The sequence below is a fragment of the Chitinophaga sp. 10T418 genome (assembly GCF_056394125.1).
Map to the genome: position 1 here is coordinate 1 of NZ_JBFTHG010000009.1, position 23,562 is coordinate 23,562.

The 23,562-nt window shown below is 46.8% G+C and carries 11 protein-coding genes; 8 read left to right on the forward strand and 3 right to left on the reverse strand.

The genetic code is table 11. The features are described 5' to 3' along the window. From AC1DCV_RS24290 to AC1DCV_RS24305, 4 genes are all read left to right on the forward strand, one after another. Positions 1 to 11,295, forward strand: a complete 11,295-nt coding sequence (locus AC1DCV_RS24290) for an amino acid adenylation domain-containing protein (protein ID WP_477025586.1) — start codon at positions 1 to 3, stop codon at positions 11,293 to 11,295. Positions 11,296 to 11,420: 125 nt separating this feature from the next. Then, a complete protein-coding gene (locus AC1DCV_RS24295; protein ID WP_477025587.1) occupies positions 11,421 to 12,389 on the forward strand; it encodes a pyridoxal-phosphate dependent enzyme in 969 nt (322 codons plus the stop codon). A gap of 25 nt (positions 12,390 to 12,414) precedes the next feature. After that, positions 12,415 to 13,383, forward strand: coding sequence for a 2,3-diaminopropionate biosynthesis protein SbnB (locus tag AC1DCV_RS24300; RefSeq protein ID WP_477025588.1), 969 nt, complete (start codon positions 12,415 to 12,417; stop codon positions 13,381 to 13,383). A gap of 137 nt (positions 13,384 to 13,520) precedes the next feature. Next, positions 13,521 to 15,059 carry a S8 family peptidase gene (locus AC1DCV_RS24305; RefSeq protein WP_477025589.1) on the forward strand — a complete coding sequence of 513 codons (1,539 nt, stop codon included), beginning with the start codon at positions 13,521 to 13,523 and terminating at the stop codon, positions 15,057 to 15,059. Positions 15,060 to 15,207: 148 nt separating this feature from the next. On the opposite strand, the gene AC1DCV_RS24310 is transcribed toward AC1DCV_RS24305, so the two are convergent. Both AC1DCV_RS24310 and AC1DCV_RS24315 read right to left on the reverse strand, forming a co-directional pair. After that, a complete protein-coding gene (locus tag AC1DCV_RS24310; protein ID WP_477025590.1) occupies positions 15,208 to 16,779 on the reverse strand; it encodes a hypothetical protein in 1,572 nt (523 codons plus the stop codon). Positions 16,780 to 17,758: 979 nt separating this feature from the next. Continuing rightward, on the reverse strand, positions 17,759 to 18,217 hold the full coding sequence (locus AC1DCV_RS24315) for a hypothetical protein (RefSeq protein WP_477025591.1): 459 nt from the start codon (positions 18,215 to 18,217) through the stop codon (positions 17,759 to 17,761). 377 nt (positions 18,218 to 18,594) lie between these two features. On the opposite strand from AC1DCV_RS24315, the gene AC1DCV_RS24320 reads away from it, so the two are divergent. From AC1DCV_RS24320 to AC1DCV_RS24335, 4 genes are all read left to right on the forward strand, one after another. Then, on the forward strand, positions 18,595 to 19,503 hold the full coding sequence (locus tag AC1DCV_RS24320) for an AraC family transcriptional regulator (protein ID WP_477025592.1): 909 nt from the start codon (positions 18,595 to 18,597) through the stop codon (positions 19,501 to 19,503). A 59-nt stretch (positions 19,504 to 19,562) separates the two neighbouring features. Then, complete coding sequence (locus AC1DCV_RS24325; RefSeq protein WP_477025593.1) at positions 19,563 to 20,945, forward strand: MBL fold metallo-hydrolase; 1,383 nt, start codon at positions 19,563 to 19,565, stop codon at positions 20,943 to 20,945. A 241-nt stretch (positions 20,946 to 21,186) separates the two neighbouring features. After that, the gene (locus tag AC1DCV_RS24330; RefSeq protein WP_477025594.1) at positions 21,187 to 21,870 is read left to right on the forward strand and encodes a glucosaminidase domain-containing protein; all 684 of its coding nucleotides are present in this window, start codon (positions 21,187 to 21,189) and stop codon (positions 21,868 to 21,870) included. A gap of 2 nt (positions 21,871 to 21,872) precedes the next feature. Continuing rightward, the gene (locus AC1DCV_RS24335; RefSeq protein WP_477025595.1) at positions 21,873 to 22,586 is read left to right on the forward strand and encodes a hypothetical protein; all 714 of its coding nucleotides are present in this window, start codon (positions 21,873 to 21,875) and stop codon (positions 22,584 to 22,586) included. A 57-nt stretch (positions 22,587 to 22,643) separates the two neighbouring features. Here the strand turns inward: AC1DCV_RS24335 and AC1DCV_RS24340 are convergent, their stop codons facing one another. Beyond that, the gene (locus tag AC1DCV_RS24340; RefSeq protein ID WP_477025596.1) at positions 22,644 to 23,510 is read right to left on the reverse strand and encodes a glycoside hydrolase family 16 protein; all 867 of its coding nucleotides are present in this window, start codon (positions 23,508 to 23,510) and stop codon (positions 22,644 to 22,646) included. Positions 23,511 to 23,562 lie beyond the last annotated feature (52 nt).

Consider the following 23,562-nt stretch of genomic DNA (forward strand, 5'->3'; position numbering starts at 1 on the left):
GTGATAGACAGTATCCGGGCATCAGGCAGTACCTGCACCGTAGTAAATCACTATGGTCCAACAGAAACAACAGTAGGTAAGTTATTGCACGTGGTATCACGTGAACGTATATACGATAATGTGGTACCCGTAGGAAAGCCGTTTTCCAATACCCGTATTTATGTATTGAATGATGCCGGGCAACGTTGCCCGGTGGGTGTTCCCGGCGAACTATATATAGGCGGTGAAGGGGTAGCAGCAGGTTATCTGAACAATGCAGACCTGACTGCAGGCCGCTTTATCAACGATCCTTATTTCCCGTCAGACGGCGTAACACTGTACCGCACCGGGGATCTCGTAAAATATCTGCCTGATGGCAACATCGTATTTATGGGTCGTGTGGACGACCAGGTGAAGATCCGTGGCTATCGCGTAGAGCCGGGAGAGATCAGCCGTGTGCTGTCGTCCTGCGAGGGTGTGAGCCAGGGTGTTGTGATTGCCCGTGAAGATAAAACAGGCAGCAAACGGCTGATCGGTTACGTAGTGGCCGCAGACTTTGACCGGGACAGCATCCTGGAATACCTGCGCAGCCGCCTGCCGGAATACATGGTACCAGCGGCATTGATACCGCTGGAGCATTTCCCTTTATTACCCAATGGAAAGATCGACCGGAAAGGATTACCTGATCCGGAAATAGTAGTTGCCACAGAAAAGGCCTTGCCTGTTACTGCGTTGGAAAAAACACTGGCCGCTATCTGGTCCAACCTGCTGGAGATAGAAGACATCGGGGTGCACGATGACTTCTTTGCACTGGGAGGACATTCCTTACTGGCTATCAGGGTGATCTCTGCGGTGAGGAAACAGATGGGACTGGAAGTAACTATCGGTGATGTTTTTGATTATCCTACCATCGCTGCACTGTCCCGGCAACTGGAACAGCACACGGCGCCAGTCGGCACACCACCGCTGGTAAAGGGAGTTAGACCATCACGCATTCCGTTGTCGTATAGCCAGGAACGTTTGTGGTTCATTGATCAGCTGGAAGGCAGTCTGCACTACCACATTCCTACCGTATTACGATTGAAGGGCCGCCTGAATACAGCCGCACTGTCGTACGCATTGCAGACGATCGTGAACAGGCACGAATCACTACGTACTGTGATTGTGGAGGAAGAAGGTGTATCCTACCAGCGTATCCTTGAGCAGGACAGCTGGCAAATGGACATCAGCGAACATCCCGGATACCTGCATGATGATATCGCTTTGCAACATCATATAGGAGCGCTGACCTCCGCACCATTTGATCTGACACAGAATCATATGCTGCGCGTACACTTACTCCGGCTGGCGGAAGACGATGCGGTACTGGTGGCAACACTTCACCACATTGCATCAGACGGCTGGTCAAGCGGTATACTGGTTCGTGAGCTGGCAGCACTGTACAAGGCCTTTGAAACAGGCAGCGAGGCTGCGTTACCGGCCATGGGAATCCAGTATGCGGACTATGCGGTCTGGCAGCGGAGTTACCTGTCCGGAAAGGTGCTGGAAGACAAACTGGCTTACTGGAAAGAGAAACTGACCGGTGTGCCGGTACTGAACTTACCGGTGGATTTCCCGCGTCCGGCTATACAAAGTACCCGCGGTGCCGTCAGCGTATTCCGGCTCAACCCTGCTTTGTCTGCACATCTGCAGGCTTTATCACAGCAGCAGGGCAGTACCCTCTTCATGACATTACTGGCAGTCTTCAAGGTACTACTGTACCGCTATACCGGCCAGGAAGATATTTGCGTGGGTAGTTCTATTGCCGGCAGAACACAACAGGAAACAGAAGGGCTAATCGGCTTCTTTGTAAATACACTGGCGCTGCGCAGTGATCTCAGCCAGTTGACTTCCTTCATACAGGTATTGCAACAGGTGAGGAAAGATACCTTAAAAGCATACGAACACCAGGATGTGCCATTTGAAAAAGTAGTGGAAGCCGTGGTAAAGGAAAGAGATATCAGCAGAACACCACTTTTCCAGGTGATGTTTGAACTGCAGAACACTCCCGATGTTCCTGATTTCCGCCTGGGTGAAATTTTGCTGGATACCGCCGATACCGGGCATACCGCCGCCAAGTTTGACCTCAACATCTCTCTGCAGGAAAGTGCTTCGGGATTGTCAGGATATGTGGAATATTGTGCAGATCTTTTCCATCCCGAAACCATTACAAGACTGGTAGAAAACTATGAGCAGCTGTTATGGTCGGTGATAAAAGATCCTGCCGAATCCATCCGTACCCTGCCTCTATTGACAACATCCGCACAACAGCAGCTGTTACAGTCATTCAATGAAACAACCGTTGCCTATCCGGCAGATAAAACACTGGTGGCGTTATTTGACGAGCAGGCGATCCGTACTCCGCATCATACGGCACTGAAGTTTGGTGAAAGGACAATGACCTATGCAGCGTTGGGAGCCGCCACTACAGCGCTGGCGCACTACCTGCGCAGCAAAGGGGTAGGGGAAGATATGCTGGTGCCTGTGTGTATAGAACGTTCGCCGGAAATGGTGATCGCCATACTTGGTATCCTGAAGGCCGGTGCGGCCTATGTGCCTATTGATCCGGAATATCCGGCAGAACGCATACAGTATATGCTGGAAGATTGCAGTGCTACCCTGGTGGTTGGCAGCAGTTATACTCGGACACGCATACCCGATGGTATCCCGCTGATAGCACTGGATACAGCATGGCAACCGGAGGGTATCCCGGTAGTGGCTTTGCCCTTACCTGCACCACATCACCTGTCGTACGTGATCTACACTTCCGGTTCTACCGGTAAACCCAAAGGGGTGATGGTAGAACACCGTGGTATGCTCAACCACCTGTACGCCAAGATCAATGATCTGAAAATGAATGAGCACACTATACTGGCCTTCACTGCTGCCTATACCTTCGATATCTCGGTATGGCAGATGTTTGCGGCCCTCTTGTGCGGTGGCAGCACCATCATTTATCCTGATGAAATATTACTGGAGCCTGGAGCCCTGATCTCCGCTGTGGAACAGGACCAGGTGACTATACTTGAACTGGTGCCTTCCTATCTGTCTTCCTTATTACAGGAGCACACGGAAGTAACATTGGCCGCCCTGCAGTTCCTGCTGGTAACGGGAGAAGCGGTTACAAGGCAGGTACTGAAATTATGGTTTGAACATCCCCGTTTTGGTGGCATCCCTGTGGTGAATGCCTATGGTCCTACAGAAGCGTCGGATGATATCTGCCATTACTTTATGTATAACGTTCCCGGCACTACGAATATCCCCCTGGGTAAACCAATACAAAACCTGCGTATTTATATACTGGATACTGGAGGACAGCTTTGTCCCATCGGTGTTTCCGGTGAAATATGTGTAGCCGGTATCGGGGTGGCACGTGGTTATCTCAACCGCCCGGATCTCACCGCCGCCCGGTTTGTTGTTGATCCGTTCAGCGCCGCCGACAGGATGTACCGCACAGGTGACCTGGGTAGATGGTTACCGGACGGGAATGTGCTGTATGAAGGCAGGATAGATGAACAGGTAAAAATCCGCGGTTACCGTATAGAACCAGGTGAAATAGAAAGTGTACTGGAACAGCATGACAGCGTAAGTCAGGCAGTTGTATTGGCTAAGGCCATAAAGGACGACACAGCCGGTATCCGGAGGCTGATAGCATACATAGTGCCGCAGGAAGCTTTTGATAAAGAAGAGGTCATCATCTGGCTGAAAAGCAGGCTGCCGGAGTATATGGTGCCAGCCATATTTGTGATACTGGAACAACTGCCGCTGACTGGCAATGGTAAGATCGACCGCAAGGCGCTGCCAGATCCTGATGCAGCATTGCTGGTGAGTGAATATGTGGCGCCGCGCAATACTACGGAAGCAACGCTGGTGTATATCTGGCAGGAACTACTGGGTATACAACGGATAGGGATATACGATAATTTCTTTGAGCTGGGTGGTCACTCTTTATTGGTGATGCGCCTGGTGGCAGCCGTCCGCAAAAAGCTGGAAGTGGCACTGCCGGTAAAAGCCATCTTTGCACACCCGGTAGTTGCTTCTCTGGCCGCTCATATCCGGGAGGAGAAACAAACAGATACGTTGTTGCCGGGTATAGAAAAACAGGAACGTCCGGCGCGCATTCCGCTTTCATTTAACCAGGAACGCCTGTGGTTTGTAGATCAGCTGGAAGGCAGTTTGCATTATCACATCCCGGTGGTGTTAAGACTGGAAGGTTCCCTGGATGCCGCTGTGATGGAGACTTCGTTGCGCAATATTGTAAACCGGCATGAAGTGTTACGTACCGTAATAGAACAGGAAGAGGGAAAACCTTATCAGCGCATCCTGCCGGAAAATAGTTTTGTATTAACACAGATCGATGAACCGGTATACCGTGAAGATGAAGCGGCCCTGCACAAACTGATTGCCGCGTTGGTGGCTGTACCATTTAATCTCGCAGCAGACCACAAGTTACGCGGGCATCTTATCATACTGTCACCGGCCACACATGTGCTGGTGCTGACTACGCATCATATTGCCTCCGACGGATTATCTACCGGCATTATGGCGCGGGAGTTTGTAGAAGGATATAATGCAGGCATTGCCGGCAGTCACTATCAACCTGCCCCATTGTTATTGCAATATGCTGATTTTGCCATCTGGCAACGTGCCTGGTTATCGGGTGATACGCTCGACAACAAGCTGGCATACTGGAAACAGCAGCTAGCCGATGTGCAGCCGTTAAACCTGCCGACAGACTTTAAACAACCGGCTGTGTCAAGTATGCGCGGCGGCCGTGTGAACACCGATTTGGATGCAGGCGTGCTGCATGCATTGCAGCAATTGAGCCGGCAACAGGAGGTTACCTTGTATATGACACTGCTGGCTGCCTACAAGGTGTTATTGTACCGCTACAGCGGACAAACAGATATCGTAGTCGGCTCATCTTCCGCAGGCCGTCAGCAACCTGAGATAGAAGGACTGATCGGGTTCTTTGTAAATATGCTCACCCTGCGCACAGATATGGGTAATAACCCTTCCTTTATCAGTTTGTTGCAGCAAGTGAAACAAACCACCCTGGATGCTTTTGAACACCAGGATGTACCGTTTGAAAAAATCGTGGAGGCCGTGATGAAAGATCGTGACAACAGCAGGCGCCCTCTGTTCCAGGTAATGTTTGTGATGCCGGAAAAAACGGGTAACAGCTCCTTCGACCTGGAGGGTATTACCATCTCCACCGAGCCGGTTCATCATACTACAGCCAGGTTCAACCTGATGTTCTCTGTGCAGGAAACATCCAATGGCCTGAATATAGAAGCAGAATACAGCAAGGACCTTTTCCGGGAAGATACGGTAATACGTATGATGGCGCACTTTAAACAGTTGCTGGTGGCTATTGCTGCAGCACCTGATACCCGGATAGATATATTGCCGTTGTATGATGAACGCGAATACCACCAGTTGCAGGTATATGGAAAAGCATCGGTGCCTTACAACCGTGACATAACTTTTATAGACCAGTTTATTGCGCAAGCTGCCCGTAATCCGGAAGCTGTTGCACTGGTATTTGAAGGGCGACAGCTGACTTACCGGGAACTGGATGAACAGTCGGCCTGTCTGGCTAATTATCTGCGCCGCAAAGGCGTTATTACGGGTTCATTGGTGCCGTTGTGTATTCCCCGTTCACCGGAGATGATCATTGGTATGCTGGGTATTTTAAAAGCCGGCGGCGCCTATGTTCCGCTGGAACCTGATTTCCCTGCAGAGCGGATCAGATACATGCTGGAAGATACGGCTGCTACGCTGATCGTAAGCAACAGCGCCGGCAGCAGTACGTTGGAGGATGTTACCACTGCCACTATCATCTCACTGGATGATGATGCTACCGCTATTGCTGCTGCGGGTAGTACTCTGCGGGGCATATTCCATGCACCATCGTCGCTGGCATATGTGATCTATACATCGGGTAGTACCGGCACGCCGAAGGGAGTGATGATCACCCACCAAAACCTGGCAGATTATATTGCCGGTTTGCAGGCACACCTGCCGCTTGACCGTTGCCGTTCTTTCGGTCTGCTGTCCAGCATTGCTACTGACCTGGGTAACACGGTGCTGTTCCCTGCATTGGCCGGTGGTGGTGAGTTACACCTGTTCTCTAAAACAGCCATCAATGATGCGGCCGCCATGCTTGATTATTTCGGCTGGCATCGTATTGATTGTATCAAAATAGTCGCCTCACACTGGAAAGCATTGTCAGACCAGGATCAACTGTTGTTGCCGGAGAAACTGCTCATCTTTGGAGGAGAGGCGCTGGAAGCGGCTGTCATAGAAAATATCCGGGCTGCAAATGCACGCTGTATGGTGGTGAACCACTACGGCCCAACGGAAACGACTATTGGAAAATTACTACATGTAGTCAATACACAGCATATTTACCAGGACGTAATTCCTATCGGTAAAGTCTTCTCCAATACACAGGTATACGTGGTCAGCCAGGCCGGGCAGCTTTGTCCTGTGGGCATTCCGGGGGAACTGTACATTGGTGGTGAAGGCGTGGCTGCCGGTTATCTCCACAACCCGGAGCTTACGAAGGAACGTTTCATAGATAATTTCTTCGCGCCGCAGGCGCCGGGAAAACTATACCGTACCGGCGACCTGGTTAAATATCTGCCTGATGGTAACATTGTATTCCTCGGCCGTGTGGATGACCAGGTAAAGATCCGCGGATATCGTATAGAGCCGGGAGAGGTCAGCCGTGTGCTGGAGCAGGCACCGGGAGTAGGCCAGGGCGTTGTAATAGCACGGGAAGACCATAGCGGCGGCAAACGCCTGATCGGTTATGTGATACCACATGATACATTCGATAAAACGGCGATACTGACATACCTCAAAGAACAATTGCCGGAATACATGGTGCCTGTTGCCATCCTGGAAATGGAACAGTTCCCGATGCTGCCCAATGGTAAGATCAACCGCAAAGCATTGCCGGACCCGGATCATGCCGATACGGTTACTACCGGTTATACTGCGCCGGTAAACCCCACACAGGAAAAGTTGTGTGCCATCTGGGCGGTCCTGCTGGAAGTAGACCAGGTAGGCATACACGACGATTTCTTTGCACTCGGAGGTCATTCGCTGCTGGCAATACGTGTGATCTCTGCCATCAGGAAACAACTGGGTGCAGAAGTAGCCATTGGGGATATCTTTGATTATCCAACGGTGGCTGCCTTGTCAACATTACTGGAGAACCGCTTTGTACCTGCTGTTGCGCCTGCACTGATCCGCCGCGAAAGACCCGCACACATCCCTCTTTCGTATAGCCAGGAACGTTTGTGGTTTATTGATCAGCTGGAAGGTAGCGTACATTATCACCTGCCCACGGTGTTGAGATTGAAGGGGCAGCTGGATCGTGCCGCGCTGTCGCATGCCTGGACAACCATCGTAAACCGCCACGAAATACTCCGCACCGTTATTGCCGAGGAAGAAGGAGTGGCCAGCCAGGTGGTGAAGGCACCGGATCAGTGGCAGTTTCATGTGGTGACAAACCACACGCTGCAGCATGATTCCGCTGTACTGCAACAATATATTCAATCGTTGATAGATAAACCATTTAACCTCCGGCAGGATGATGTGCTGCGTGTATACCTGATAGAGATAGGCGCGGATAATCATATACTGGTGGTCGTACTGCACCATATTGCCTCTGATGGCTGGTCTACCGGTATTATAGTAAAGGAACTTGTTGAGCTGTACAGCGCCTATACCACCGGCCGTAGTGCCCAACTGCCCGTAATGGATATACAATATGCTGATTACGCTGTATGGCAGCGTCAGCACCTGTCCGGTGAAGTATTGGAAGAAAAACTCGCTTACTGGAAAAAGAAACTGGAAGATACAGCGCCACTGGAACTGCCTACAGACTATACACGGCCAGCCATACAAAGTACCCGCGGCGCTATCAGCAGGTTCCACCTGGGACCTCAGCTGCATGCCGATATACAACAGTTGTGCAAACAGGAGGGTACCACTTTGTTCATGACGTTGCTGGCAGCATTTAATGTGTTGCTGCACCGTTACAGTGGCCAGGATGATATCTGTGTAGGTACGCCTGTTGCCGGCAGAACACAGCAGGAAATGGAAAACCTGATCGGCTTCTTTATCAATACTCTGGCGCTCCGCAATGACCTCAGCAACAACCCGTCGTTCACAGCCTTGTTGCAGCAGGTAAAACAAACTACGCTGGAAGCCTATGAACATCAGGATCTGCCATTTGAAAAGATCGTGGAAACCGTGGTGAAACAGCGTGATATGAGCCGTAGTCCACTGTTCCAGGTTTCGTTTGTATTGCAGAACACACCAGATGTTCCTGATCTCGGATTGGGTGACCTGGAACTGCTGGAAGAGAAAACAGCACATACCACCGCCAAATGGGATCTTATCTTTACCCTTGAAGAAACCACACGTGGCCTGCGTGGCAGCGTGGAATACGCGGTCGACCTTTTCAGGGAAGAAACGGTGTTACAGCTGATCCGCCATTTTGAACAACTGCTGCAGGCGATCGTAAAAGCCCCTTCCTCCGGAATAGATCATCTCTCTTTCCTGCAACCGGAAGAATTACAACAGCTGTTATATACTTTCAACGATAACGCTACCGATTACCCGCGCCATAAAACAGTGGCAGCCCTCTTTGAAGAGCAGGCAGCACTTACGCCGTCAGCAATTGCACTTACCTGCAACGGTCGGTCATATACCTATGCTGCTATTGATGAACGTGCTGACAAGCTGGCACACTTTCTCCGCAGCAAGGGAGTAGATACGGGCGTATTGGTGCCGCTCTGTGCTGAACGTTCAACAGAACTGATTGTGGGCATCCTTGGTATTCTGAAGGCGGGTGGGGCATATGTGCCTATTGATGCTGCCTACCCGGCCGAGAGGATCAGGTATATGCTGGCAGACATCAGTGCCACCCTGCTGGTAACCACTTCCACTTCCATGCAACAGTTGGCAGCGGAATGGTACGACAGGGATCTTATACTACTCGACGCTCTCGGTGAACTGTTTGCCGCTCCTCACCACGGTCGTGTACCAACAACTGCAACTGCCACCGACCTGGTCTATGTAATGTATACTTCCGGTTCTACCGGCACTCCCAAAGGAGTAATGGTCACACATGAAAATGTGGTGAGCCTGGTAAAAGAAGTAACCTATGTATCCTTCAGTGCAAGTGATGTAATCCTGTCCACCGGTTCTCCTTCTTTTGATGCCACCACCTTTGAATACTGGGGTGTATTGCTTAATGGTGGCAGGCTGGTACTCTGTGATGAACAAACACTGCTGGACAGCACCTTGCTGAAAGAAACCATCCGCGCGCAGGGCGTTACAAAAATGTGGTTCACTGCCGGCTGGTTGAATCAGCTGGTAGATACCGACATCAGTGTGTTTGAAGGACTAACCACTATCCTGGCCGGCGGCGAGAAACTGTCTGAAGAACACATCACAAAGATCAGACTTGCGTGGCCGTTAATAGAAGTGATTAACGGTTACGGACCTACGGAGAATACCACTTTCTCTCTAACCTATACCATCCCGGCAACAAATAATCATACTTCTACACCAATAGGGCAACCGCTTAACAACCGGCAGGCCTATGTGTTGGATACACACCTGCAACCTGTGCCGATTGGGGTGAGGGGAGAGCTATTCCTCAGCGGCAGCGGCCTCTCCAACGGATACCTCCATCAGCCTGCGCTTACTGCAGAGAAGTTCATACCACATCCATTTGCAACTGTTCCGGATGCCCGCTTATACCGCACCGGTGATATCGGACGCTGGCTGCCAGACGGTACTATCGAATACCTCGGCCGTATTGATGACCAGGTAAAGATCCGCGGCTTCCGCATAGAACCTGGTGAAATTGAACATATCCTGCAACAATGCCCATTGGTAACACAAGCCGTAGTACTGGTGAGAACAGAAGCTACCGGTAAAAGACTGGCCGCCTATATTGTGCCGGCCGGCCGCTTTGACTGGGAAGGCATACTGGCATACCTGAAAAATAAATTACCTGATTACATGATACCGGGCATCCTGGTAGAGGTAAACAAACTACCGGTAAATGCCAATGGTAAAACAGACCGGAAAGCCTTGTTGAAAATGGACACCGGCGGTCAACCTGCTGCCACATATGTAGCTCCACGCACAAAAATCGAAACCGCGTTAACAGCCATCTGGGAAATGCTGCTGGAAATACCACGGGTAGGGATATACGATAACTTCTTTGAGCTGGGAGGACACTCCCTGCTGACTATCCGTCTCACAGCATCCATCAGGAAAGAGTTTGGATTGGAAATACTGATCCGGGAACTGTACAGTTATCCGACTATTGCGGCCCTTGCCTTGAAACTGGAGCAGCAGCAGGAAGAAGCAGGACTGGGGAAATTCGGGGAAGGACGTTTGTTGCTGCAGGAGGCGTTGCCGGACAATGGTCACATTGTACGGTTGAACAAGATAGCAGCGGCGCCGCCACTGTTTTTCCTGCCGGGAGCTGGAGGGCTTTGTGACGCCTACATGGAACTGGGCAGGGCCTTTAACGGGGCATATTCATTTTACAGCTTCCAGATGCAAGGTGTATTTGAGGGAGAACATGCACTGGATAACATGGAGGCAATGGCAGCCTTGTGCATCACCTGGATGAAACAGATCCAGCCTGCAGGGCCTTATCGCCTTGGTGGACACTCCTTTGGAGCACGCCTTGCCTTCGAGATGACCAAACAACTGGAAGCCGCCGGCGAAACGGTAGAAGCGGTGTTCATCCTTGACATGCAGGCCGTGTCACAGCCACATCCGATGGACCTTGAGTATATCAACAACAGCATGTTCACCTTCTTTGAACAGTATCACCTGATTTCACCGCCTTATCCCGCATGGACAGAAACCCTGAAAGCCAATATCGCCAAACTACCTTTTGATGGTATTGTGCCATATATCACAGCCTTTGTGGAGGAACAAATTGGTGGGAAGAAAAAGCAGACAGCTTTTGTACTGAGGATGCTTGCCCTCTCCTGGTACGATCTGGTGGCACATAACAGGTACAAGGTGGCTGGTATCGTACAGGCGCCGCTGATAGTACTGAAGGCAGAGGACAACCCTTCCGGAAAGCCCGACATATACATGGGATGGCGTGACCATGGTGTTACGGTGCAAACCGTTATGGTGCCAGGAGACCACCTTTCCATGGTAGACGGTGATAACGCCACGGTAATGGCTGACAAGGTTATAAAAATATTACAGCAGAAATGATACCCTAACGATAGAACAGGCTCCGTTGCATATTTCCCCGAAACCGGCAACGGAGCCACGATTTCACACGACTAACCCGGACCACTCAAACACACTTACAATCTTCATTTTTAAAAACATTCATTATGTTAAAAGAGCTTGAAAAGTTATCCGCTTTTATTGGCAACACCCCGCTGATGCAGTTGAAAAACCATGATACCCATTTATTTGCCAAACTGGAGTACAACAATTTTTCCGGCAGCTCAAAAGACCGTGCCGGTTTCAGTATCATTTATAACGGCGTGAAATCCGGCCGTATCAATGAGAACACCACCATTATTGCATCCAGCTCGGGTAATCTGGCCATTGCAGTAGCTTCTATCTGTAAAAGACTCGGCCTGAAGTTTATCCCCGTGATAGACCCCAATATCAACGGTGCCTACGAGCAACTGCTAAACCTGTTGTCTTACCGGGTGGTAAAGGTGACCGATCGTGATAAAACCGGAGGCTACCTATTGACCCGTATTGAAACGGTTAACAACATGCATGCGACCATAGAAAATTCATTTATCGCAGACCAGTATGGTGACCCCAACAATTATAAGGGCTACTATGGATTAACAGAAGAGATCATGCAGTCTTTTGAACGGCTCGATTATATTTTTGTGGCTGTCAGCTCAAGTGGGGCCATCACCGGCATCTCCAAAAGTATTAAGGAAAAACGTCCGGATGTAAAGATTATTGGAGTAGATGTAGAAGGTTCTGTGATCTTTAATGCGCCACCTGTAAAACGGTATATTTCCGGTATTGGCGCCAGCCAGGTACCGCCTATTATAAAAAATGCCCTGATAGATGATGTGGTGATTGTGTCACAAACAGATATCATCAAAGGCTGCTTTGATCTGCTCAATGAGCAGGTGATCTTTGCCGGTGCTTCTTCCGGAGCAGTTTATCTTGCTGCCAAAAATTATTTCAAAGAGAACCCGCACAAGGATACTCCGGTTTCGCTGATGATCTTTCCGGACAAGGGCTTCACCTACCTGGACAACATCTACAACAAGGAATGGGGCGAACAACTGGCGGCTAAACTTCAATCTGTACCCGTAGCAAATTAAAATTACCACCCTTAAATAGTAACGTATGTTATATCTCAATGCAGAGAATATCCAGGACATCGGAATTGACTGGAAAGAATTGACCGGTGTCATCAGAGCGGCAACAGATGCACTCCATGAAAATGATTATTCTCAACCCATCAAGCCTTACTTAAGGTACGGAGATCCCAAAAACAGGATCATTGCCATGCCAGCCTATGTAGGCGGAGGCTCCCCGCTTGCCGGAATAAAATGGATTGCCAGCTTTCCTGATAATATCCATAAGAACAAGCTGCGCGCAAATTCCGTCACCATTCTGAATGAACATGATTCAGGTGTGCCTATTTGTGTAATCAATACATCCATGATCAGTGCTGTTCGTACAGCTGCAGTATCCGGTGTGCTGGTGGAAAAATACCTGGCGCTGAAGAAAGCGGATGAGCGCTTTACGGTGGGCATTATCGGTTTTGGTCCTATCGGCAGAATGCATCTCAGTATGATCAGCGCCCTCCTCGGTAACCGCCTGGAAAAAGTGCTGCTCTACGATGTGAAAGGAGTAGACCTCAGCGCGGTGGATGCCTCCCTGCGGGAAAAAGTGGAAGTAGGTGATTCCTGGGAAGCCTGTTACACAGATGCGGATATTTTCATCACCTGCACAGTATCTACCAGTCCGTATGTGGATAAGGCGCCGTTAAAGGGCTCCCTGCAATTGAATGTGTCGCTGCGTGACTATAAGGTAGAGATGGTATCTCATATGGATGTGGTAATTGTAGATGACTGGGAAGAAGTATGCCGTCAGAATACAGACATTGAAAATATGCATAAGGTAATGGGTCTTGAAAAACAAGACACCCTTTCTATTGCTGATATAGTTTGTAAGGATGCGCTCAGCGGTAAGGATGATGCCGTGATTATGTTCAATCCTATGGGGATGGCCATCTTTGATATTGCTGTAGGCGGATATTACTACCATCAGGCCATCCGTAAAAATATAGGGGCAGTAATGCCTGATTAATTAGCTGACCGGCACAGGAAACTGGTGCCGGTTTTTCCTTTCTCCCTGTACTCCACCTTAAAGCTGTCTGACGGGATTCCACCCCACACTTTGTTACCATATTCATTTCAATTTCCAATAACCTCTAAACTTTACACATGAAAAATTTGAATTTATTTATTGCGTTTATCCTGTTAGCCACTATTGTATCCTGCCAGAAGGGAGAAACCAGGCTGAACGCCTCCGGTCCAATTGTTCAAAATCCTGAAAGTGTTGTTCCGAAAGCCAAAATCAATGCCTTTATTTACGATCAGTTGGCGAAAACGCAACATTTTGAATGGAAAGCTGCCAACGATAGTCTCTTATGGAGTGCACTGGTACAGGGAGACAGCGTATTGGCTGTTGGTTACCAGCCCGCAGGATTTACCAACCTTGCCGACAAGATGCATACCGTGAATGTAGCGGACGAAAGCTGGAAATCTGCCAGGAACCAGTTGATGGACCTGGTCCTGAGAAATGAAAAGAAAACTGGCAAAACAGATAAAGACTTGCTGGTATTTAAGGAAAACCGTTTGCCTTACTTTACTGTTAAGGTGAGTAACATTGCTACCATCAAGGCATTGAGAGCTTCCAACCTGGTACGTTATACAGAACCTATCGGTTACGGTAAATTTATGAATCAAGGTGCGACCAAATCAGGCCTTAGTACAGAATCCAGCGTACTCACCTTTGGTTGCGGTACCAACGTAGCCACTCCGGGGCTCGTAGCTGGTGTGGATTATACCAATATCACTCCGGGCGCAAAACAATCGTGGAACTACACTTATCATAAGATACCACAGGCATGGGCCAGGTCTACAGGTCAGGGTGTAAAAGTAATGATCATCGATACCGGTGTGAGCGCTGACCAGGATAACCTGGGTGCTAACTTCAATCAGGGCGCCTCTTCCGGAAGGTCCATTGAAAAGCTGGTTACCTTCCCTGGTGGCACACCTGCCGATCTTTGCGGTCATGGTACCGCGATGTCCGGTGCACTGGCCGGTCCAAGAGGCACCGATGGTGCTTCTGCCGGAATTGCCTACAACAGTAACCTGATTGTAGTACACGCTGCAGAAAACGTGGTGATCCTCTCTTCCGAGTCTGTACAGGGCGTGGCCGATGCATACGTACTGGGCGGCGATCGTGCAGATGTTAAGATCATCAGCATGAGCATGGGCAGTATCATCGCTTTCAATCCAATCAATGATGCCATCATCTACGCTTATAACAAGGGTAAACTGATGTTCTGTGCCGCAGGTACTTCCAACAGCAGCATTCCTAACTGGATTGGTGTAATTTATCCTGCAGACAGGCCGCAGGTAGTGGCTGTAACCGGTATTAAGGATAACCTCACAGAACGTTGTGTGGATTGTCATGTAGGCCGTGAAGTAGCTTTCACTATCGTAATGGAAAAGACTTCTACCGCTACTACTGCTCTTTCTCTTGCTATGACAGGTGATGCACCTTCTACAGTAGGTGGTTCTTCTGTAGCTACTGCCAGTTGTTCTGCCATTGCTGCCCTGGTATGGAGCAAATATCCCACCTATCCCAAAGATAGTATCATCGCCAGGATGAAAAGAGCTTCCAGTTTAGCCAACAACAAAAGCACCACATTTGGCTGGGGTATTCCCGATGCTGATGTGGCTGTAGGACAATAAAAATATTTTGAATAATTGAAATGAATGGAAAAAGATGACGGCGAAGATGATATGCTTTACAGCATTATCGTCTTCGCCGTCATCTTTTATACGGCTGTGAGGGCAGCCGTTCCGGTGTGACCGGCAATTAAGTCTCTGCGTTTTCCATTTATAAAAACAAATCCAACTCTATTTCCGCGAAGTTTACGGGTTTATCTTTCAGGGAGAGGATAGAGCCTGCACGTACTTTCAGCGGCAGGAGATACATAGCGGGTATGCGCAGCCAGCCGGGCATGCTGTAGTAGTTGATGTTGAAAAGGGAGCCGAGATGGATACCTACGGAAGGTATAAATACCAGGTCTGGTTTACGGTGCTGGAAGCGGACGCCTGTTTCCAGGTAGGTGTACATGCCAAGGAATCTTTTTTCACTCAGCCAGTAATCGAAGTTGCTTCTGATGCCGGCAGCGACCTGGTAACTTTTTTCTTTTTCGGGGTCGTTGTTGTACTTCATATAATCATATGAGGCCGTATAGCCGTGCCAGTAATCAAGCATTCCTTTTTTACCACCCTTGGAGTTGTACTTATATCGTTTGCTGAAGTTGAAGGCATTGACTCTTATTTCAAAACCACGGAAGGATTCAGTGTTGGTAACTTCATTTTGTGTACCGATCACGATAGAATTGCCGACCCTGCTCCGGATGAAATTGCGGTAGTAAAGCAGCTGATTAGCCTTCCTGATGGGTACTGTAATAGTAACACCTTTTGCCATGAGTCCGTCCAGCTTTGAGTTATAGGGTATGGGCACGTAAGAAAGGGCGGGGATGTTGCGGATAAGGTACATGGCCTGATCCGGTTTATTCTGTGGTATACGGTCCAGGAAGCCCACGTAGCGGTTGTTGCCGGCGGCTTCGTTAAATGCCGTAAAAAGATCTTGTATGGAAAGGGTGACTGCAGCGATGGCCCTTTCACCTGCGGTTGTATTTTCCTCAAACTTTCCATCGCCATAAGTATACCATATTTCTCCTTTCCTGTTTACCACACTGGTTCCATTTTCACAATAAAAATCATGCAATGCTTTGTTGTTGGTAAATGATTCCGCAATGGTACGGTTCACAATAAGGTGACCCGCGGAGAAGGCATCTTCCAGGAAGTGATCAGCAAAAGCATTGATGAAGATGGCGCTCTGCAGCAGGGCATGTGCATCGGCATCATCCTGGCGGGCTTTTCTGCCGCTCATCTCAGCAAGTGTAAGGGCTACGAGGTGAAGGCTTACATACATCCGGATGGCATTGGTATGCCCCAGGCTTTTCGTTAGGGCGGCGAGGTTAGACCAGGTGGTGGCTTCCCGTATCTTATCGGCGTCAAAGTTTTTCAGGTGGTCAGGAAACGTTTTACCATAGGCATAAAAATGCGACAGGTTGCCGGTGGCTGCCAGGGCATAGTTAAGATCCAACGATACCAGCTCTCCATCGGGGGCGGCTTTCATGCCCTTGTCCAGGTATTTTTGATGCAGGGCGATGATCTTCTGAATGATGGAGCCGGAATCCCTCAGTTGCGCTTCCAGTAAAACGGGGTCGCTCTGGTGGTCACCGGCAAGACCGTTGATGGTGCCATAAGTTACCGCAGAGGCGCCAGATGCAGAAAGACCAGTCAGGTTGTAATAGTTGCCCTGCAGGCTGGTCAGGTTTTCCAGGTATTGCAACAGCTTTGCACTGCCGGGTTCGTTTTTTATGGATTGCATTATCCTGTAAAAGGCTTTGTCTCCAATGAGTTTATGCTCTCCATATACATACCCCGATGCGGTATTAGACAGCAGGCATAGGCAGACGGTTAAGGCCGTCATGCCAAGTGCCGCAATAACAGGTCTGACACTGCATAATATACGCTTCCCCAAACTGGTGATGGTAATAGCTGATGAGGGTAAATTTTTTTTTGCTTGCTTCGGATAGTTTTGCATAAGAACAAATGGGGCTTATACTCAAAAATAGGCGATACTGACTGTCGGGTAACGGCATTGGATAATATCCGTATCTGCCTTCAGCTCAGCGCTATTCCTGCTGTATGCAGCGTTCTGTATTTTTTTAATAGATCTGACCAAAAAATGTTGACTGCCATGTAACAGTGATACTATTGCTTCCTATAACTTACTGGTTATAACAGTGTTTTAAATTGGTGGTGTCTTGTTATTTTATAATAGACGTTTGTGCAATAGGGATACCCCTAACGTGTATTTTTATTTTTTTTTCGGAAAGACGAATTTGCCATGCTTTTTGCCGGTGTCTGCCAGGGAGAATATGAAAACAGGAGGAAACACTGATAATAAGGTTCGGGTACAATGACATTTCTCCAAAGCCAATATTGTATCAGAATTAACAAGAGGTAGTGGTCATCCCGGTGGGCCTGGTTCCAGTGTGAAATGCCGGGGTATTCATCAAAAGTAAACAGGTGAAAGTTCCTGGCCGCACGTTCGCGTAGATGATATACAGGTATTGACGGCTTGTGTTTCATTGTATAATAATAACAGGCAAGGTACTTTTATTATTAATTACCAGAATAGACAAATTGCGGATAAGCCTGCACTATTTCGCGGTAAAAGAAAAAAAGACAATCCTTTCTGAAAAGGGTTGTCTTTTTTCCTTTTTAGTTCAATGCCGCTCATAATGCAGATACCATTAATAGCAGCGCGACACTTGAAAATAAATAAGTATTACAGGTGCCTGTTATTTTTGCAGGTGCTGATTATTAGTAAATCCTATACTTAGCTCTACCGCCCCGTTATTTATATCTTCCTGGGTAATGATGTAATAACCGCTTCTGGCGGGATCACCGTGGCCACCGGAAAGTGGTTTGTATCTCAGCTCTATCTTATCTCCCACTGAAACAACCACATTAGTACTGGATGACGGACAACTTATATAATTGTATGTGTTCGTGTTCTGATTAATAACATACGCCTTAGCTGTAGAGAGAATGCTACATAGCGGGCTTATTGTTTCATAATCGCCATCACGGTAGATATAGATGCCGCTAACAACAATAGAAGCAGAACGACGGCCATGTACATCAGTGGAAACAGCAGTCTTCTTTACAACGGGATTTTTCTTTGTGTGTGGGTTGGTAGCTGCAGACATGAGTTGTACCGTAAGCAGCATGGCAATAAACAATGTTAACTTTTTCATGTTTAGATTTTTATGAAGGTGAATAGAATACAGGAGTGATATGGGCTACTGGTAAAGAATATGGCTTCATCAGGTTGTTTTAGGTCTGTGATACGGTCAACCGGTGGTGTCGAAGTAATTAAAAATCGGTTCCTGAAAATTAGCAGATATTACTGCGGTATTATCTCATAGGAGGCTACTTCCCAATCATGACAAATTTGCTTTTGAAGCAAACAGATAAGTACGCCACTAAAGTTGAACATCGAATCCTGATAATTTAGAAGTTTTGATATCTTTATATATATTTCGATATTTAGCCAACAGCATTCTTGAAAACACTATCTTATCGGAAGAGAGTTTAAGAAAATTGGATTCCTAACGGGCATAATTTAAAAAGTATGTATTTTAAAACGCTTCCGGATCATACAGCGCCTGGTTTCGATGAACAATTGCATTTTAGTAAATTCAGTAAGCATAATATTATCTTTAACGCAACTGTTAGTAAAAGCTATTGTGAAGATCATGTAGGTTGCCTTTCTCTTAAAGCAGTTTTAAGCGGGGAGGAGTGGTATCGTGTGAATAATGTCGACATTGCAGTGAGGCCCGCGCAATTTTTGATGCTGAACGAAGATCAATCTTATTCCAGCAGCATAAATAGTTATGAGAAAGTTAAAAGTCTTGCTGTTTTTTTTAAGAGAGAATTTGCCTCGGAGGTGTTTTACGATAGTATGAACACGGAAGAAAAGTTACTGGATGGTCCAGCTGCCACAAGTATACTCCCGGAATTTCATCAAACCCTTTACACCGCAGACCTGTTATTTCAGCAAAGAATAAGTCGGCTAATAAATCATCTGGATGAGTGCGGATATAATAAAAGCAGCGCAGATGAACTGCTCACCTACTTACTGCGTCATCTGATTGCCCAACAAACAAACGAAAAAGTACGGACAAAAAGGGTCGATGCAGTCAAGTCAGGAACAAGAACTGAAATTTATAAGCGTCTTTGTGTAGCGAAGGATGTACTGCATTCAACGTTTAATGAAGATATAGATCTGGACGTATTGAGTAGTCTGTCCTGTTTGTCTGCCCCGCAACTGATACGCCAGTTCAGGAACGTATTTCAGACTACACCGCATCAGTATTTAACCCGGATCCGGCTGGAACATGCGGTTGCATTATTGAAGGATAGCACTCTTTCCATTCAGCAAATAACATGGATGTGCGGTTTTGAAAATGTCAGTGCTTTTTGCCGTGTATTCAAAAAGTGGTATGGTGTTTCTCCTGATACCTCCAGGAACAAGAAATGATAATTTCTGCACATGGCAGCCGGCTCTTATATTTTAGCTTTGCCGGTAAGAAATTATTTATGAAATACTACCTTCTTATTTTAGTGCTTTTTCCTATTGTTTCAATAGCACAGCAACCCACTGAATTTATACGTTGGGCAATGAGGTCCAATGGGCAATGGGACGCAGTCAAAGCTTTTAAGTACGCCACAAACCGGGATATCTATAATCCCTTCCAAAGCTATGACTACAATCATCCAAAGGAGGAAAAAGATACATATGAAATCAGTGTGGACGTGGTGAACAATCGCTATATGCATCATTCGGTCAGTCATTACCCTGGAGGTTATACTTTTAATACTATCCGTATTGGCCGGGATTCGATATTCTATGTATATGATGTAGTCGGATCACGAACAGGTAAATCGCTTTTTAAACTGAATAGTTCCTTCTACAACAGTAATTACCAGAATGCACTTGCCAACATCCCTTATTATATTTTAGAAGAAGCTTTAAATAGTCAGGATGCACTGCAATTGGAACATGTTGCACAGGAGGTGGTTATTCGCCGGACTTTAAAATCGGGATCACAGGAATTATGGCTGGATGCGCAAACAGGGCAATTACATAAAAACAGCAGCATAGCGGGTAATAATGTCAGCACGCAGTACTTTGATGAATACACCCGTGTTAATGGTTATTGGGTTCCCCAAATGGTAAGGCAACTATTAAATKACAAGCCTGTTTTTACAGATCATTTAACAACTTTCRGTATCAATGATGCGGTTACGCCCGGGACATTTGATTTACCGGTAGGTTATCATGTGGAAGAAGAAATAAATAAGCCGCTCATAGCAAAAGAAATTGCACCGGACATTTTTTTAGTAGAAAAAGTAGATGATGACAGGAACGTAATTTTCATCAACATGGAAGATTATGTAGTGGTCACAGAAGCGCCGGTTTCAGCAGAGGTTACCGGATCGGTGATTGCATTGATTCATCAGACGCTGCCTGGTAAGCCCATCAAATATGTGCATCTTTCACATTTTCATAAGGACCATATTGCCGGTATTCGTAAATTGATAGCCGAAGGCGCCGGCATTATTTGCACGCCATCAATGGAAAAGCCTATACGGGACCTGTTGGCCGGAACAACTCCCACGTTTGTTTTTTTTAAAGATCACAAAATTATCAGTGACAGTAAACACCGCATCGATTTATTTGAAGTGCCTAATAGCCACGCACAGGGCTTGTCTTTTATGTACCTGCCAAAGGAGTCCATCATTTTTGAAGGAGATCTGTTATCTCTTCCAGAGGACGCTACACTGATTCCTGCCATACCCGTTTCAAGGGAATTTTATCAGTATCTGAAAAGAAATAAATTGTCGTATAAGCGTATTATTGGCCACCATGGATTGTCAGATATTACCTCCCGGATGTTTGATGAGATCATTGCTAAATGATAGGTAAGCCATCGGGTTAATTGATGCTATGACCTGTCCTGCTGAATTACAGGAAGTTACCTGCTACTGATGAATTAAATGATTTCTGATTAACGTTTAGTTACAGGGAAACGATTTTCCGCGTGTTTAAGCGTATCCATGTATTGTTGATGTATTTTTTATACCTTTATGCCAGAGGTTTTATAAACTCAACCCCCTGTATTAAGTTGTTTTCTTACTTCGTGACCCCAAAATCAGAAATATGAAACAAGTCCTATTGTTGGCATTCAGTACTTTTGTCGTGTTTACTGTTTCCGCCCAGACTGTCAAATTTCCTCCTACACCCAATGAAGATGCTGTGAATGGTAGAAATGATAATTGCTATCTCAGCGCCATTGATCATCCTGCGGCAATCGAAAAGGCGCAATTTATTGAATCCGTCAGCGGCTTTATTGATTCAGTATGTAATAAAGAAAAACTACCGGCAAAGACTATTTTAGCCATGGCTATTGCGGAAAGTGGATATGGGTTTACCAGGACCGCTTATTATGCGAACAATCTGTTTGGAATAAAAGTTTTTACCAGGGATACCATTGCAGCCTATGTATTAAGGGGGCAGCCAAGTGAAGGCGTGAATAATAAAGCTTTAAAAAGGTTGGGCGAAAACCGGGTTATTTTTAATGAATCAATTCGGGTAGATAACAGGTATCGTGTTTTTACAGATAGACCAGCATGTATTCAATACCTGGTATATAAAATTTTATTAGGTAAAAGGTATATCGGTGCTGCAGAGAGATACCGGGAAAACATCCGTAATAATATTTTATCAGAAAGAGAAGCCTCGCTGCAATATGCTTTTGACATCGCAGAAAAGGGATACAATCATCTTGGCGGAAAATATTATCGCAAGGGCATCGAGAAAATATTTAATACCCTAAATTTATAAGTATGAAAACAATCATATTGGCGATTGCTTTTTTGAACGCCGCCCTCACTTGTTATTCACAGGAGAATGCCGCTCTGGATACCTATTTAAGAGATAGTCTGAGCGTTATTTCCGGACGTGTAGAAAAACAGATTATTAAGACCAGGTATATGGAGCAACATCTGATCAGTACAACTGATACATTGAAAGGATGGGAAGGCGTGAATGTTGCTCTGTACAAATACGCTGTCAAAGATAAAATCAAAGGAGCATTAACGGCTGAAGTTTATATGCTCAATCCGGATTCAAAAAAACTGGCTTCCTGGATTATTTCGACCTGTGTAATTACCACCGGTAAGCTGGAGAAAAAGAATACAGACCTTATTATTCAATCTGTCAGATCAGCCTCCGGAGGGCAATTTCCGGTTCTTGGTATTGTGTATGAAGATATGGATGGCACGGGATTTAAGGCCTATTTCTTTAAAGATGGTGTTACGGTATTCCTAAAAAAGAATGACGTCATTGATATCAGCCAGATTAATGAAGCGAATATCAAAGGCACCGGTAAATTTGCAAGAATAATTAGCACAACGCGGGAACAATACAAAGAAAAATATGGCTCCGCTGATCTGGCGGGTACTAATTGGCTGACAGTTGTAAACCAGGCATACAAACAGGCCATCAATTCAAATATTAATACTTTGTTTATTGCCTGGGCCAATGGTAAGCTTCACTAAGTGAATGGCGTTTTTTAGTAAAGGTTATATCTGTGGATTCTGCATACAGGATAAGGATTATTTTATCTTATAAATGCGGACCCAGTCTACATACATAGTCCCCGTTTTAATCCGGGAGGGATCAAAATTGCTACCGAACATCCTGCCACCTACGGCCAGATTCAGTGTCACGTGCTGAAGCTTATTATAAAAAGAAGAGATGTACTCCCCGCCAGGATCCGTTGATAGTTTCTGGTCAACTATCCGTCCATCCAAATAGTAAGTGAGAGGATGTTGTGTCCATTCAACTTCATAGAGGTGAGTGTCTTTGGTGAGGTCAGTGCTGCTGGTAATCGTTTTAACGGTGAGGTCATCGTCAGTTTGTACTTTTCCTGGTTTTTTACCATAAAAATAGTCGGTTGTATAGCTTTGTCCCTCACCGGTAGCTTCCAGTATGTCGATCTCACCATGTGTGGGCCAGGGATCACCATATGTCCAGAAGGCTGGCCACATGCCATATCCTGGTGCGAGCCTGATGCCCGCACTTATCCTTATACCCCCCGTGGAGACAGCTGCATTAAATTCAAACTTCGATTCTATCCGCCCTGAAGTGTAGTCGAAATTTTTGAGATCAGTACTGCCAGGTACTTCGGGGCCGGTTGCATTTTCTTTTCTTGCATTAATTGCTAAAATACCATTTTGCAATTTTAAATTATCCTCCCGGTAGTATTGCAGTTCATCATTATAAGCCCCACCTGTCCAGATATTCCATTTATCAAGGTTGCCGGAAAAGTTGTCTTCAAATACAAGACTATACTTACTGGTATCCAGCGCATGTTTGTTAGCAGGGAAAGGGAGCACTTTTTCCCGCTTTGGGCATGATACCATATAGGGGAAGGCGCCTAACGTGATTGCGGAGAGAATAACAAAGAATCTTACTGTCATACTATCCTATCTTAATGAGTAAATGAGTTTTAAATTATTGCCTGCGTAAAAT